The following is a 15178-nucleotide window of genomic DNA, read 5'->3' on the forward strand; positions in this document are numbered from 1 at the left end:
CGCCGGGGACTGTCACCGTGGGACTCGCTGTGCCATCGCCCGTCTGGGGCCGAACCAGCCGGAGCGGCGGCAGGTGTCTGGCGGCGAGTGCCCACGGCGACGTCATCAGCCGAGCCGCGCCTTCAGGTCCTGACCCACCGCGGTCAGCAGGGTCCGCGCCGGTACGTCGGCGACGGTGCGGGCTGTGGTCAGGTACAGCGTGAGCGCGACGGTCGCGGGCACTACCTGGTGACGGCCCGCGGCGCGTTCGGCGGTTCTGAGGTGCGCCTTCAGTACCGTGGCCGTTGCCAGCGGCACCTTTCCGGCGGCGCGGTAGCGGTCGACCAACTTGACCGCTTCGGCGTACGACGCAACCACCGTGAAGGGAACACTCGTCACCGAGGTATTCCCGGCGACATCGGTTGCCGTCGCGGTCAGGGTGTGCGCGCCGAGCCCGAGCACGACACCGTCCAAGGTGCTGGTCGTCGGCTTCCCGTCGACGGCGAGCGTGACCTCGCCCGGGCCGGACAACGCGTCCGCGACGGTCGCCGTCACCGACGCCGTGGACGCGACGCCGAGCGACCCGCCGCTCGACAGCCCGGTCACTATAGCTGTTGGCGGTGTCTGATCGATCTTCACCGTGACCGACGAGGGCTCCGACACGTTCCCGGCCGTGTCACTCCCCCGGACCGCGAGGGTGTGCGTCCCGTCGGCCGTCAGCGCCACGGGTGCGGTGTACTCCGACCAGTTGCCCTCGCCAACCTTCTGCTCCAGGTAAACCTGACCGGGCTGGTCGTCCGTACCCATCGCAGTCGCGGTCACCGGACCCGTCCACCAGCCCGCCTGCCCCGAAGGCGTCGACGGGTTGAGCGTCAGGCTGACCGCGGGCGCCACCGTGTCACGAACCAGCTTGAAGTAGTCGAACTTCGCGGTCTTCGACGCCGCCTGATCCACTCCGAACGCATACACCCCGAACTTCGCCGAACCGAGCGCGGTGTTCGTCACGGGCGGAAGTGCCGACCACACCAGGCCGTCCGAGCTGTACGACCCGGTGAAGGTAGAACCCGACTTCGCCAGCCGGAGATACCAAACGCCCTGAGTGGGGCTGGGCGCGTTCGGCTGCGGCGACTGGACGACGTCCCCGACTTCGCTGCGGAGCTCGATGCCCCGGGCAACCGTCGATCCCGCGGCGTTCGTCGTCAGGTAGTCGAGTTTCACGTAGTTCGCGTCGTCGGCGTAGACCAGCAGACCAGCCTGCTGATAAGCCTCGTCGAACGTCGACGCGTCCACCTTGGTCTCGATCGTCCAGTCGCCGTCCGGTGCACCCTGAAGCATCAGGTTCTTCGGGCCCGAGTTGCCGCCGCCGTAGACGTCTCCCTTACTCGTGTCGATCTCGAGCCCGCCGCCAGTGACTCGGTACGCGGCCGGATCGGGCCGTACGACGTCCGTCCAGCGGCACGCGTCGAGCGTCGTACCCGCGAACTCGTCGTCCGGTGTGGGCTGCTCGGCGGTGTCGTCGGGCGTGATCGTGAAGTAGTCGAACGACGCCGCGATCGGCAGCGCCTCGGTCCGGTTCGCGAGACCGAACAGCCCGATCCGCGGATTCGCGATCCCGGCGAGCTGCTTCGTCTCCGGCATCTCGGTGAACGTCGCGCCGTCCGCGCTGTACGCCGCTTTCAACGAAGCGCCGTCCGACGTGAACCGCACCCAGACCGTATCCGGGTAGGCGGCGCCGAGGTTCGCCGTGTTGGACGCGGCCACCTCGTTCGGTACGCCGGCTTCCTCGCGGATGAACTGGAAGATCCGGTCCGCCGCGGACGGCGATCCCGTGGAGCGACCTTGGAGAACCATCTTGGCGTAGTTGTCGTCGTCGCCGTACACGATCAGCCCGGCCTGCTGGTACGCCAACCGCGCCGGCAACGTCACCTTGGCGGTCGCCGACCAGGCGCCCGCGGGGAGCGGCTGCAGGACGAGGTTCGGGGTCCCGGTGTTGCCGGTGCCGTAGATATCCGTTGCGGTCAACGGGATCGACAACGCGCCGTTCCCGACCGACAGTTCTTGGTTGCCGCGGACAACTGACGACCAGCGGGCGGTGTCGAGCGCCGTACCCTCGAAGCCGTCGGAGCGGCCGGTCAGGCAGGTTGGTGCGGATGGTGAGTCGACTGTGACATCGACTTTTGCTGTCCCCATGGCCCCACGCGAATCAGTTACTGTCGCCGTCACGGTGTGTTTGCCTGGGACCGTGAAGGTGTGGGAAGCCGCGGCCCCGGTGGCAGTCCCTCCGTCACCGAAGCTCCACGCGTAGGTGAGCGGGAGGTCGCCCTCAGGGTCGGTGGCGGCCGCGGTGAAGTCGACGGCGAGTGGCGCCTTGCCCTGGGTTGCCGAAGCCGTGACGGTCACCGACGGGCGCTGGTTCTCCGTGACGCCCTTGCCGATGAACTTGACCCAGTTGACGTTCAGTTGCCCGGTCGTCTTCACGAAGTACAACGGGCCGCTGTCGAGCGACGCGCCGCTGACCGCGCCGGTGAAGTCGCCGTACGTCTGCCACCCGCCCGTCGGCGTCACCTGGATGGTTGCCACCACCGGCCCGTCCGTCGGCGAGCCCTGGCGCACCTGCACTGTCGCGCCCGCGTCGGGTGATGCGGCCCGGAGTTGGAGCTGGTCGATGTTGGTCAGGTTGGTCGGTTTCCAGCCCCACCAGTCGCCGTCTTCGATGAACCCGATGTTCTTCCCACCGCCGGCGGTGTCACCGGTGTCCTCGACCTGTACGCCGGGAGCCGATCCAGGCCCACCGGTCTCGCTGAAGAACTCCGCCTCCCGGGTCTTCGGCTGCAACTGGACCACCTTCTGCGTGGTGATCTTGCCGGTCCCCGGGGCACCCTTGTCCGTGTACGTCACGGTCACGATGCCGAAGATGTTCGCGCCGACATGCCCCTGGTCGCCGGGCAGCGGGAACGTGCCCTCACACCCGTGGTACTGCTCGTACGGGTGCGCGTGCTCGTCGTGCCCGAGCGCCGGCTGGGTGATCACGTCATTGCAGTCGACCGTCCCGTCCTCGGGGTCGGTGACCGTCACCTTGTAGTGGATCGTGTCGCCGAAGTCGAAGAACCCGCCGTCGACCGGTGCTTGTACGGTGATCGTCGGCGCGGTGTTCCCTGCCGTGATGGTTCGGTTCGACACCGCCGTACGGCCGTCCGGATCGGTCACCGTCAACCGCGCAGTGAACACCCCGGCCGTCGCATAGGTGTACGTCGGCTTGGCGTCGGTGCTGTCCGTCGTACCGTTGCCGTCGAAGTCCCATGCCAGCGTCACGGATTGCCCGTCCGGGTCACGCGATCCGGTCGAGTCGAACGCGACCGTCAACGGCACCGGACCGGACGTCTTGTCGGTCGTGAACTGCGCGATCGGCGCGCGATTCCCTTGCACGTAGTCGATCCGGTAGAGGCCCGAGTCGGTGTTGTTCCCGCCGAATCCGCTCCCCCACTCGATCACGTACAGCGCGCCGTCCGGCCCGAACTGCAGTGCGTGCGGCCGGATGAAGTTCAGCTTCTGCAGCATCCGCGACACGTCCGCGACGCCGCTGCGATCGTCGTTCAGCTGCACGGAGAACAGCCGGCTGTCGTTCCAGTCCGCCCAGACCGCCTTGCCGTCGAAGTACTCCGGCCACTTCCGGTCCGACGGGTTCGCGGCGTCGTACTTGTAGGCGCCACTCGTCATCGGCGCACCGCTGCCACCGATCTCCGGTACGCCGGTTGTCGACTTCCCCTGCCACATCGTCGCGGGAATCGCCGCGGGCAGTTGCGTGATACCGGTGTTGTTCGGCGACTCGTTGACCGGTGCGTTGCAGTTGAACGTCGCACCCGACGTACCGGTCGCGAAGTCGTAGTCGTTGTACGGCGTGTTCGCGCCGACGCAGTACGGCCACCCGTAGAAGCCCGGCTTGGACAGGATGTTCCACTCGACCCGGCCGTCCGGTCCGCGCGTCGGCGAGACCGCACCGGCATCCGGCCCGAAGTCCGCGACGAACAGGTGATTGGTGGTCGGATCGATCCCGATCCGGAACGGGTTGCGGAAGCCCATCGCGTAGATCTCGGGCCGCGCCAAACCTGACAACACCGGTGCCGTACCTTCTGGGAAGAGGTTTCCAGCGGGAACGGTGTACGAGCCGTCGTCCGATGGGTGGATGCGGAGGATCTTGCCGTTCAGCACGTTGCTGTTGGCCGCCGATCGCTGCGAGTCCCACGCGGCCCGTCCGGCCCGCTCGTCGAGCGGCGCGTAACCGTCGGAGTCGAAGGGATTGCTGTTGTCACCGGTCGCGATGTAAAGGTTGCCGTTGCCATCGAACTCGAGCGCGCCGCCGGCGTGGCAGCACTGGTCGCGTTGCGTGTCGATCCGCAGGACCTGTTGCTCGCTCGCGAGGTCAAGAGTGTCACCAGTCACCTTGAACCGCGAGACCCGGTCGAACGGCTCCGTGCTCACCGGGGAGTAGTACAGATAGATGAACCCGTTCGACGCGAACCCGGGATCCAGGGCAAGACCGAGGAGCCCGAATTCCTGGCCGGTATAGACGTTCAGCGTCCCGGCCGTGACGACCGAGCCGTCGGTCTTGATGATCTTCACCGCGCCGTTCCGGTCGATGTAGAACACCCGGCCGTCGTCGGCGATCGACAACTCCATCGGGTTCGACGTGTTGTCGTCCAGCGTCACCTTCTCGTAGCTGTCGCTCAGCGACGCGCCGCAGTCCGCCGGCTCCACACCGGCCGCGGTCTTGATGCCACCGAGCAGTTGTTTGCGGAACGTCGGATCGGCGTACGACTCGATGGTGTGCCCCATGCCCGTGTACCAGGCGCGGCCGCCGTCGTAGTCCTGGCACCACGTGATGGGGTGCTCGGGGCCCATGGTGCCCCCGCTGTACGACGACTCGTCGAGCGACGCGAGCACATGGACGGTGCCGCGCGGATTGGTCCGGTAGTTGTACCACTCGTCCGTCCGCGGCCAGAGCGTCGGCGCATCCTTCGTCGACGGGTGCGCGTGATCCTCCACCTTCACCGTCGCGTTCGGCGTACCTGCGGGATGGCTGTCGAAGTAGCTGCCGACGAGCTGCCCGTACCAGGGCCAGTCGTACTCCGTGTCGGACGCTGCGTGAATCCCGGCGTACCCGCCGCCGGCCCGGATGTACCGCTCGAACGCGGCCTGCTGGTCCGCGTTCAGGACGTCACCGGTCGTGGACAGCCAGATGACGACCTCGTACTTCGCCAGCTCGGTGTCGTTGAACATCGTGGCGTCCTCGGTCGCGGTGACCGTGAAGCCGTTCTCGGTCGCCAGGTCCTTGATCGCCTGGATGCCGGCCGGGATCGAGTCGTGCCGGAAACCGGCGGTCTTGCTGAAGATCAGGGCGTTGAACGTCTCGTCCCCGTGCCCCGGATGGGCCCGAGCGGGTAAGGGGGTCAGTAAAGCCGCGAACAGGGCGAGCACGAGAAGGCACACCAAGGTGCCAGGTCTGCGTAGCTGGATCATGCGGAGCTCCTCATGGGACGGACAAGGGTGCGCGCTCCATCACTACGAATCCCGTGCTCTGCCCTGCGCGGGACTTACTACAGCCGGATCAGCGGACGCCGAGCAGGTGCTCCATCGCCAACTGGTCCAGCCTTTCGAACCCGAGACCGCGCTCGGCCAGCGCTTCCCGGTCGTACGTCGCGTTGCGGAGCTCGTCCAGCGATTCACCCTCGGCCAGGGTGGGTTCGGACAACTCCGCGACCCGTGCGGCGGCGAGTGCCTCCACAACCTCCGGGTCGGCGCGGAACGCCTGCACCTTGTCGCGCAGGATCAGGTAGTTCCGCATGCAGCCCCGCGCGGTCTCCCAGACGCCTTCCTCGTCCTCGGTCCGCGGCGGCTTGTAGTCGAAGTGGATATAACCGTCGTACGCCGGATAGCTCCCGGCGCCCTGCAGTACGTCGACGGTCCAGAACGCCTCGCGCAGGTTCCCGGCCCCGAACCGCAGGTCCTGATCGAACCGCGGACCGTGCTGCCCGTTGAGGTCGATGTGGTACAGCTTCCCGTGCCACAACGCCTGCGCGATCCCGTGCGCGTAGTTCAGCGACGCCATCTGCTCGTGCCCGACCTCGGGGTTGATGCCGACGAGTTCGGGGTCGGCGAGATCGTTGATGAAGGCAATCGCATGCCCGATCGACGGCAGCAGGATGTCGCCGCGCGGCTCGTTCGGCTTCGGCTCGATCGCGAACCGGAGGTCGTACCCCTGCTCGCGCACGTACGCGCACAGGAGGTCCATCGACTCCTTGTAGCGATCGAGTGCGGCCCGCACATCCTTCGAACCACCGGACTCCGCGCCTTCACGGCCGCCCCAGAGCACGTACGTCGTCGCGCCCAGCTCGGCCGCGAGGTCGACGTTGCGGAGCACCTTCGCCAGCGCGTACCGCCGTACCTGGCGATCGTTGGCGGTCAGGCCGCCGTCCTTGAACACCGGGTGGCTGAACAGGTTCGTGGTCATCATCTCGACGGCCAGGCCGTTCTCGGCCAGCGCCTTGGAGAACCGCTCCAGCACCTGTCCGCGGGTGGAGTCGTCGGGTACGACGTCGTCGTCGTGGAACGTGACCGCGGCGGCCCCGAGTTCCGCGAGCTTCTCGACCGCGTGCACCGGATCCATCCGCGGGCGGACCGCCGTACCGAAGACGTCGACGCCTTCCCAGCCGACGGTCCACAGACCGAAGGAGAACTTGTCGTCCTTGGTCGGGGTGTAGTCATTCATTCGGGAATCTCCTGCCATTGTCGTGACGTCGAACTGGTCTCGACCGCGGCCAGCACCCGCTGGACCTGCAGCCCGTCGGCGAACGACGGCTCGGGATCGGCTCCTTCGGCGATCGCGGTGACCAGGTCGACGACCTGATGGGTGAACCCGTGCTCGTAGCCGAGCAGGTGACCCGGCGGCCACCAAGCGGCGACGTACGGGTGGACGGGTTCGGTCGCGAGGATGCGGCGGAAACCGGCTGTCCTCGAGTCTTCGGTGGCGTCGTAGAAGTGCAGGAGATTCAGGTCCTCGAAGTCGAACGCCAGACTGCCGAGGCTTCCGTTGATCTCGATGCGGATCGCGTTCTTGCGGCCGGTCGCGAAGCGGGTCGCCTCGAAGACGCCCAGTGCGCCGGAGCGGAACTGCGCCAGGAACACCGCCGCGTCGTCGACGGTGACCGGTCCCCGTTCGACTCCCGCCGTACCGGAAAGCCCGGAGTGCTCTGCAGCGACGGGGCGCTCCTTGACAAAGGTTTCCAGCCGAGCGCTCACCTCGCCGATCGTGTCGCCGGTGATGTACTGCGTGAGGTCGACGATATGCGCGCCGATGTCGCCGAGCGCGCCCGACCCGGCCTTCGCCTTGTCCAGCCGCCACGACAGCGGCGCCTCCGGATCGGCGATCCAGTCCTGGAGGTACTGTGCCCGGACGTGCCGGATCGTGCCGAGTTTGCCCTCGGCAACAAGCTGGCGGGCCAGCCCGATGGCCGGCACCCGGCGGTAGGTGAACCCGACCATCGACCTGATCCCCTGGGCCTTCGCCTTCTCAGCGGCCGCGGTCATCGCCTCGGCCTCCTCGACGGTGTTGGCCAGCGGCTTCTCGCACAGGACGTGCTTGCCGGCCTCCAGGGCTGCGATCGCGATCTCGGCGTGACTGTCGCCCGGCGTGCACACGTCGACCAGCTGGACGTCGTCGCGACCGAGCAGCTTGCGCCAGTCGGTCTCGGTCTCCTTCCAGCCCAGTTTCGTCGCGGCCGCCCGAACAGCCTCGGCGTTGCGACCGCACAGCACATTCATGGCGGGGTTCAGCGGCAGGTCGAAGAAGCGCGGCGCGCTCCGCCAGGCCTGCGAATGGGCCGCCCCCATGAACGCGTAGCCGATCAGGCCGATGCCCAGGTCACTCATAACTCTCCAATCAGCTCTCGAATGCAGTAGGTAGGTACTGGTCCACGTTGTCCTTGGTCACCACCGGCGCGTACAGCTGCACGGTGCGCGGCACCTCGACCTCCACCAGGTCGCCGAGGGCCTTCTTCTGCACCAGCAGCCGCGCCAGCCGGACGCCGTCGGCGCCCTGCGTGGACGGGTAGATAACGGTGGCCTTGAGCAACGAGCTGCCGGACTTGATGTCCCGCATCACGTTCGCCGAACCGGCGCCGCCGACCACGAAGAACTCCTTGCGGCCGGAGTTCTTGATCGCGGCCATCACACCGACGCCCTGGTCGTCGTCGTGGTTCCAGATCGCGTCGATCTTCGGCGCCGCCTGCAACAGGTTGGTCGCGGCCTCCTCACCGGACTCGACGGTGAACTTCGCCGCCACCCGGTTGCTCACCTTCAGGCCGCAGTCGGTGAGCGCCTCCTTGAAACCCTTGCTGCGGTCCTGAGTCAACGGCAGCGAGTCGATCCCGGCGATCTCCGCGACCACCGCGTCCTTCTTGCCCTTCAGCTGCTGGCAGATGTACGTGCCGGCCGACACGCCCATCCCGTGGTTGTCGCCGAGCACCGTCGTACGGGCGGCGAACGGGCTGTCGAACTCGCGGTCCACGTTCACCACCGTGATCCCGGCCTGCATCGCCTTCGTCGCGACCGGGGTGAGCGCGGCCCCGTCGAACGGCAGCAGGACGATCGCGTCGACCTTCTGGTTGATGAACGTCTCGACCTGGCTGATCTGCAGGTTCACGTCGTTGGTGCCTTCGGCAACGATCAGCTCGACGTCGGAGTACTTCTTCGCCTCGGCCTGGGTGGCCTTGGTGATCGCACCCATCCAGCCGTGGTCGGCGGCCGGTGCGGAGAACCCGATCTTGACCTTCTTGCCGGGCTCGTCGTTCTTCACGGCGGCCTGGTTGGCCGGCGGGTTGCCGGCGTTCTCCTCGGCCTTCGGAGTGTTGCTCGTGCAAGCAGCCAGTGCGAACACGCTGAGGCCCGCGATCACCAGGGTCCGGGCGGAACTTCGGGACATCCTTGTCCTCCTTCTACGATCCGGTGGAACGGCGCGCCAGCCGTTGCTGGAGGAGGACGGCGACCACGATGATCGCGCCCTTCGCCACCGACTGGGCGGAGATGCTCAGGTTGTTGAGGGTGAAGACGTTGTTCAACGTCGTGAAGATCAGTACGCCGAACACGGTGCCGACGATCGTGCCGCGGCCACCGGACAGCAGCGTGCCGCCGATCACCACCGCCGCGATCGCATCGAGTTCGTACAACTGACCGTGGGTCGAGCTCCCCGTTGTCGTCCGTGCCATCAGCATCACCGCGGCGATCCCGCAGCAGAGGCCGGCCAGGACGTACAGCGCCACGGTGTGCCGCTGGACCTTGATACCCGCCAGGCGGGCGGCCTCGGCGTTCCCGCCGACGGCGAACGTGCGGCGGCCGAAGGTGGTCCGGTTCAGCAGCACCCAGCCGGCCGCGGCGACCAGCAGGAAGATCCAGATCAGCACCGGTACGCCGATCAGCGAGCCGCCGAAGAAGTCGGCGAACGAGTTGACCGTGATGATCTGAGTCTTCCGGTCGGAGATGATCTCGGCCAGACCACGGGCCGACGCCAGCATCGCCAGCGTCGCGACGAACGGCACGATCTTGCCGTAGGCAACCAGCAGGCCGTTAACCAGACCGCACGCCGCGCCGACCGCGAGCGCCGTGGTGACCATGAAGATCCAGTGGTAGTCGGCGGCCAGCTGCTGGGTCGCCAACGTGGTCGCCCAGACCGACGCCAGCGCGACCATCGCGCCGACGCTCAGGTCGATCCCGCCGCCGGTGATGACGAACGTCATCCCGACGCTGACCACCCCGATGACCGCGGCCAGCCGCAGGATCGTCAGCACGTTCGCACCGGTCGCGAACGTGTCGCCCGCGGTGACGACGCCGACGATGCACAGCAGCACCAGAGCGACGACGAGCCCTAGGTTGCGACCGAAGCCCGACCTCAGCAGGTCCGCCGACGACCGGGGCCTCGCAGGCCCCTTGAGGATCTCCTCACTCATCACCTCGCCCTCCTTCCATCACCAGGTCGAGGACCTGGTGCTCGTCGATGTCTTGCGCGGGCCCCGTGTGGACGGCACGCCCCTCCCGCAGTACGACGACCCGGTCGGACAGACCGAGCACTTCCGGGACTTCGCTGGAGACCAGCACGATCGCGACCCCGTCCGACGCCAGCTTCCTGATCAACGCGTAGATCTCCGACCGCGCACCGACGTCGACACCCCTGGTCGGCTCGTCGAGCAGCAGCACCCGGCAGTCCCGCAGCAACCAGCGCGCGAGCACCACCTTCTGCTGATTGCCGCCCGACAGGTTGCGCACCGGTTGATCCACGCTCGGGGGACGCACATCCAGCGCCACGGCAAGCTTCGTGGCGGCGTCCCGCTCGGCCCGGTTGTTCAGGAATCCAGAGCTGGCGAACCGCCCCAGCGTCGACACGGTGATGTTCTTGAACACCGCCTCGTCGAGCAGCAGCGCCTGACTCTTCCGTTCCTCCGGTGCGAGTCCGACACCGGCCTTCACCGCGTCCTGCACCCGGCCGGGCCGCAGTACGGCACCGTCGACCCGGACGGATCCGGTCGCCGCGCGTCGCGCGCCGTACACGGTCTCCAGTACTTCGGAGCGCCCGGAGCCGACCAGCCCGGCCAGGCCGACGATCTCGCCGGCGCGCACATCGAACCCGATCCCGGCGAACTCACCGGGCCGACTCAGGTCGACCACTTCGAGTACGACGGGCGCGGTGTCCGGGATCTCGTTGCGGGGCGGGAAGACGTACTCGATCGAGCGCCCGGTCATCAGCTGGATGAGTTCCTTGGTCGGCGTCTCGCGGGCGTCGAGACCGGTCGCCACGGTCGCGCCGTCCTTGAGCACCGTGACCCGGTCGCCAATCTCGCGGATCTCCTCGAGCCGATGCGAGATGTAGACGACCGCGACGCCACGCTCGGTCAGACCGCGGATCACCCGGAACAGATTGCTGACCTCTTCAGGATCGAGAACCGCGGACGGCTCGTCCATCACGATCAGCCGAGCGTCACGGGACAGCGCTCGCGCCATGCTCACGACCTGTTGACCGGCGGCCGGCAGCGAACCGACCGTCCGGTGGGTGGGGATCTCGGAGTGCCCGAGACCCTGCAGGATCGCGCGGGCCTTCGTGTTGGCCTCGTGGGTCCGGCTGAAGCCGTACCGGGACGGTTCGTGGCCGAGAAAGATGTTCTCGGCAACGGTCAGGTCCGGTACCAGGTCGAGCTCCTGGTAGATCGCCGCGATACCGCGCTGGATCGCCGCGGTCGGGCTGTTCAGCTGCACCGATTCGTCGTTGATCCGGATCATGCCCGCGTCCGGCTGATGGGCGCCGGTCAGCACCCGGATCAGCGTGGACTTGCCCGCACCGTTCTGCCCGAGCAGGCAGTGCACCTCACCGGCCCGTACGTCGAGGTCCACACCGTCGAGCGCCCGTACGCCGGGGAACTCCTTGACGATGCCCGTCATGTTCAGCAGGTCCGTCACGACATGACCCCGATCCGCGTCGGGTCGACGAAGACCTGGTCGAGCGAGATCTGCGCGCCGCCCCGAACTGCGGCGGCGAAACCGAGCTCCGACCGGACGACCCGGCAGCCGCCGCCGTCCGGTGCGATCACCCGGTCCTGGATCGCCTTCTCCAATGGTTCTTTCAGCCACGGCCCGAGGACGGCGAAGTAGCCGCCCAGTACGAGCACGTCCGGGTTCAGGATGTTCACCAGGATCGCTCCCCCAATCCCCAGCCAAGTGCCGACGTCCTTCAACGCGGACAGCGTCCGCGCGTCCCCCGCAACGGCGCGCCGGGTGATCCCGGCCAGCCGTTGCTCCACGTCCAGCGACGGGTCCCGTACCGGATCGTCCCTGTCCGTTGCCTTGTGCAACAGTGCGGTCAGCCCGACGACCGTCTCCCAGCACCCCGTACGCCCGCAGCCGCAGGTCCGCCCGGGCGGGGCTACCGGCATGTGCCCGACCTCGCCGCTGTACCCGTGCCCGCCGCGCATCAGATGCCCGCCGGCCACCACACCACCACCGACGCCGACCGCACCGGTCAGCAGTACGAGGTCCTGCACTGATTCGTCGTCGGTCCGCCGGAGTTCGGCGTACGCCGCCAGCGCCGCCAGGTTCGCCTCGTTGTCCACATGCAACGGGTACGTCGGCTCACCCAGCCGCGTGCGCATCTCCTGCGCGACCGACAGCTCGCCCCATCCCAGGTTGGGCGCCAGCTTCAACTCCCCGGTCTCCGTTTGCACGAGCCCGGGTACGGCGAGCGTCACACCAGCCAACTGACCGTCACGCGCCTCGACCGCGTCGACAGCTTCCCTGACCAATTCGGCGAACCGATCGAGCGTCGTACCCGGCTCGAGATGCGCGACGTCAACCGGAACCCGCTTCTCGAGTACGACGCCGCCGGCCAGGTCAAGCGCCGCGACCGCCAAGTAGTCGACGTTGATCTCCGCGCCGACGCCGCAGACACCGGTGCCGTCCAGTTCGACGAGCTGCCCCGGGCGGCCGAGGGCGCGACTCGAGTCGGCCAGGCCTTCGCGGAGCAGGCCGCGTTCGACGAGCTCGGCGACCAGGCTGCTCACGGTCGCCTTGTTCAGGCCGGTCTCCTCCGCGATCCGGGCCCGGGACCGGGGGCCCAGGTCGCGGACATGCCGCAGTACCACCGAGAGGTTGTTGCGCCGTAGCGACACGTGATCGGCGGCAACGCCCCGGTTCCCCGGGCGACGGCCGTCGGTCAACGTCATCTGGGCACCCCTCTCCAGAATTTGTCTGTTGAGCCAACAAACTAAGTTCACGCAGAGAGGCCGTCAAGAGTTCGCAACAGTCGAGTTCTTGCAGGAATTTGTCGGGGTTTGTACGCTCACCGCATTCTCTCCTGCCCGCCCCCACCAGGAGCACGCCCATGAAGCTCACGCGCCGTACCCTCCTCGCCACCACCGCCGCAGCCGCTCTGGCCGGCCGGTCCCAGTTCGCCTCCGCCGCCAGTCCCCCAGGTGACGTCGTCGGCAAGGTCACCGTCGGCTACCAAGGCTGGTTCGCCTGCGCCGGCGACGGCGCACCGATCAACGGGTGGTGGCACTGGAGCAACAACTGGGGCCAGCCGCCGTCGCCGACCAACAACGCGCTCGGCAGCTGGCCCGACGTCCGCGACTACACCGCCACCTACCAGACGGCGTACTCGAACCTCGGCAACGGACAGCCGGCCAAGCTGTTCTCGTCGTACGACCAGCAGACCGTGAACACGCACTTCCAGTGGATGCAGCAGAACGGCTGCGACACGGCCGCCCTGCAGCGGTTCAACCCGACCGGCGGCGAGGGCCCGACCCGCGACGCGATGGCCGCGAAGGTCCGGCAGGCCGCGGAACAGTACGGGCGGAAGTTCTACATCATGTACGACGCGACCGCCTGGACGTCGATGCAAACGGAGATGAAGGCGGACTGGACCTCGAAGATGAGCGCGTACACGTCGTCATCGGCGTACGCGCGGCAGAACGGGAAACCCGTCGTCTGCATCTGGGGATTCGGGTTCAACGAGGCCAACAAGGCGTGGTCGCCCGCCGTGTGCCTGGACGTCGTGAACTGGTTCAAAGGGCAGGGCTGCTACGTGATCGGCGGCGTACCGACGCACTGGTTGCCGGGCAACGAGGACTCGCGGCCCGGGTACCTGGACGTGTACCACGCGTTCAACATGCTGTCGCCGTGGATGGTCGGGCGGATCAGCGACATCGCCGGGGCGGATCACTACTACAACAACGTGAACCAGCAGGACCAGGCGGACTGCAACGCCCACGGGATCGACTACCAGCCGTGCGTCATTCCGGGCGATCTGCAGTCCGGGCACCGGGCACACGGCGAACTCATGTGGCGGCAGTTCTACAACCTCACCCGCGTCGGCGTGCAGGGGCTGTACATCTCGATGTTCGACGAGTTCAACGAGGGCAACCAGATCGCCAAGACCGCCGAGTCGTCGGCCTGGATCCCTGTGAGCTCGGGCATCCGCGCCCTCGACGAGGACGGTACGGCGTGCTCCTCCGACTACTACCTTCGTTTGACGAACGACGGCGGCCGCATGTTCAAAGGCCAAGCTCCACTGACTTCAGTGCGCCCGACTGCTCCGATACCTGTTCAGGGCACGGGCGGCGTGATCTTCTACGAGCACGTGGACTACGGCGGCGCGGCCGGCGCGACCCTTGCCAAGGGCAACTACACCCGCGCGCAGTTGCTGGCTGCCGGGGTGCAGGACAACTGGGCGTCCTCGGTGCGGGTGCCGTCCGGCTGGACCGTGACGATCTACGCCGAGGACAACTTCGGCGGGCAGACGTGGGTGCGGACGGCCGACACGCCGAACTTCGTCGCGTTGTCGCCGAACGCGAACGACCAGCTGACGTCCTGCCGGATCTCCTAGAACAGCTCCATGCTGTCGGCGGTGGCCGTGATGACCGGGTTGTCGAAGTACAGACGGCAGGCGATCGCGTGCCCGGCGCAGGTGAGGAGGGATGGCCCGGCAGCATCGACGACGCGGTACCCGACCGGGTGAACGCAGCGTTCCACCTCACCCTCGTTCTCGCGGCCGCAGCCGAGGACGTGGCAGGTGACCGTGTCGCCGACGTTCATCAGCGTCAGACCGTGCTCAGGACAGACACCCCAGCCGACGCCGCAGGCCTGCCCCTCGTTCGCGGCCAGCCGGACGAGCTTGCCGGCGGTGACCTCGAGCTTGGTCGCCAGGTCGCGGAACGTGGTCGCGGCCTGGTCGAGGTCGCGCCGGAAACGCCGCAACTCGACCGACTCGGGCATGTTCTGCGTCGCGGCGTGCAGGTCCTCGGCGAGCGTCATCGCCGCGACCGCGATCTCGTCGACCCGGACGGGCGTGTTGAACTGGCGCAACGTCGTACCGCTCTGCTCCCGCGGCCGGTCCCGCACCTCGGACAGCCACTCCGACCGCGGTGCGACGTCTTCCGGCCCATCCCCTTGCCACTCCGTTGGTGGATCTGGGTGAGTGGTTTGTTGCGGAGTGTGACCGTTGGTCCCCGGCACGGTCCCGTTCACCGGGATCCGGCTTTCCTGCGCTGTCCGCCCGTTCATACAGCCTCACTCGTCCAGTGCATGACACCCGCCATTGCGCGTCCCCTGTAGTGCCTCTGGTGGCCGATCGTGCCATGCCTGCGGTACCCACGACCAGAGGAAC

Annotated in this window: 9 protein-coding genes; 1 reads left to right on the top strand and 8 read right to left on the bottom strand. The window is 67.6% G+C overall.

Annotated elements, in window-relative coordinates:
• Positions 1-105: 105 nt before the first annotated feature.
• The 7 genes from ACWF0M_RS28340 to ACWF0M_RS28370 form a co-directional block, all read right to left on the bottom strand.
• Positions 106-5496, bottom strand: coding sequence for a ThuA domain-containing protein (locus ACWF0M_RS28340; RefSeq protein WP_452238763.1), 5391 nt, complete (start codon positions 5494-5496; stop codon positions 106-108).
• Between the two features lie 88 nt (positions 5497-5584).
• The gene (gene xylA, locus ACWF0M_RS28345; protein ID WP_452238764.1) at positions 5585-6745 is read right to left on the bottom strand and encodes a xylose isomerase; all 1161 of its coding nucleotides are present in this window, start codon (positions 6743-6745) and stop codon (positions 5585-5587) included.
• Positions 6742-7905 (bottom strand): Gfo/Idh/MocA family protein, encoded by a 1164-nt coding sequence (locus tag ACWF0M_RS28350; protein ID WP_452238765.1) that lies wholly within the window; start codon positions 7903-7905, stop codon positions 6742-6744. The genes xylA and ACWF0M_RS28350 overlap by 4 nt, the downstream gene beginning before the upstream one ends.
• Positions 7906-7915: 10 nt before the next feature.
• Positions 7916-8956: a substrate-binding domain-containing protein gene (locus tag ACWF0M_RS28355; RefSeq protein ID WP_452238766.1), complete on the bottom strand. Its 1041-nt coding sequence runs from the start codon at positions 8954-8956 to the stop codon at positions 7916-7918.
• A gap of 13 nt (positions 8957-8969) precedes the next feature.
• Positions 8970-9977 (bottom strand): ABC transporter permease, encoded by a 1008-nt coding sequence (locus ACWF0M_RS28360; RefSeq protein WP_452238767.1) that lies wholly within the window; start codon positions 9975-9977, stop codon positions 8970-8972.
• Positions 9970-11478 carry a sugar ABC transporter ATP-binding protein gene (locus tag ACWF0M_RS28365; RefSeq protein ID WP_452238768.1) on the bottom strand — a complete coding sequence of 503 codons (1509 nt, stop codon included), beginning with the start codon at positions 11476-11478 and terminating at the stop codon, positions 9970-9972. The genes ACWF0M_RS28360 and ACWF0M_RS28365 overlap by 8 nt, the downstream gene beginning before the upstream one ends.
• The gene (locus ACWF0M_RS28370; RefSeq protein ID WP_452238769.1) at positions 11475-12737 is read right to left on the bottom strand and encodes an ROK family transcriptional regulator; all 1263 of its coding nucleotides are present in this window, start codon (positions 12735-12737) and stop codon (positions 11475-11477) included. Before ACWF0M_RS28370 ends, ACWF0M_RS28365 begins: the two co-directional genes overlap by 4 nt.
• A 158-nt stretch (positions 12738-12895) precedes the next feature.
• Between ACWF0M_RS28370 and ACWF0M_RS28375 the strand changes: the two genes are divergently transcribed.
• Entirely contained in the window at positions 12896-14398 is a 1503-nt protein-coding gene (locus tag ACWF0M_RS28375; protein WP_452238770.1) for a lectin, read from the top strand.
• On the opposite strand, the gene ACWF0M_RS28380 is transcribed toward ACWF0M_RS28375, so the two are convergent.
• Entirely contained in the window at positions 14395-15075 is a 681-nt protein-coding gene (locus ACWF0M_RS28380) for a hypothetical protein (protein ID WP_452238771.1), read from the bottom strand. The two genes, ACWF0M_RS28375 and ACWF0M_RS28380, sit on opposite strands and share 4 nt — an antisense overlap.
• Positions 15076-15178 lie beyond the last annotated feature (103 nt).

It is taken from the genome of Kribbella sp. NPDC055110 (assembly GCF_053607525.1).

What these genes read in the sequence shown, in the direction of transcription:
- ACWF0M_RS28340 (WP_452238763.1), bottom strand. Translation starts at nt 5,496, where the DNA reads ATGATCCAGCTACGCAGACCTGGCACCTTGGTGTGCCTTCTCGTGCTC.
- xylA (WP_452238764.1), bottom strand. Translation starts at nt 6,745, where the DNA reads ATGAATGACTACACCCCGACCAAGGACGACAAGTTCTCCTTCGGTCTG.
- ACWF0M_RS28350 (WP_452238765.1), bottom strand. Translation starts at nt 7,905, where the DNA reads ATGAGTGACCTGGGCATCGGCCTGATCGGCTACGCGTTCATGGGGGCG.
- ACWF0M_RS28355 (WP_452238766.1), bottom strand. Translation starts at nt 8,956, where the DNA reads ATGTCCCGAAGTTCCGCCCGGACCCTGGTGATCGCGGGCCTCAGCGTG.
- ACWF0M_RS28360 (WP_452238767.1), bottom strand. Translation starts at nt 9,977, where the DNA reads ATGAGTGAGGAGATCCTCAAGGGGCCTGCGAGGCCCCGGTCGTCGGCG.
- ACWF0M_RS28370 (WP_452238769.1), bottom strand. Translation starts at nt 12,737, where the DNA reads ATGACGTTGACCGACGGCCGTCGCCCGGGGAACCGGGGCGTTGCCGCC.
- ACWF0M_RS28375 (WP_452238770.1), top strand. Translation starts at nt 12,896, where the DNA reads ATGAAGCTCACGCGCCGTACCCTCCTCGCCACCACCGCCGCAGCCGCT.
- ACWF0M_RS28380 (WP_452238771.1), bottom strand. Translation starts at nt 15,075, where the DNA reads ATGAACGGGCGGACAGCGCAGGAAAGCCGGATCCCGGTGAACGGGACC.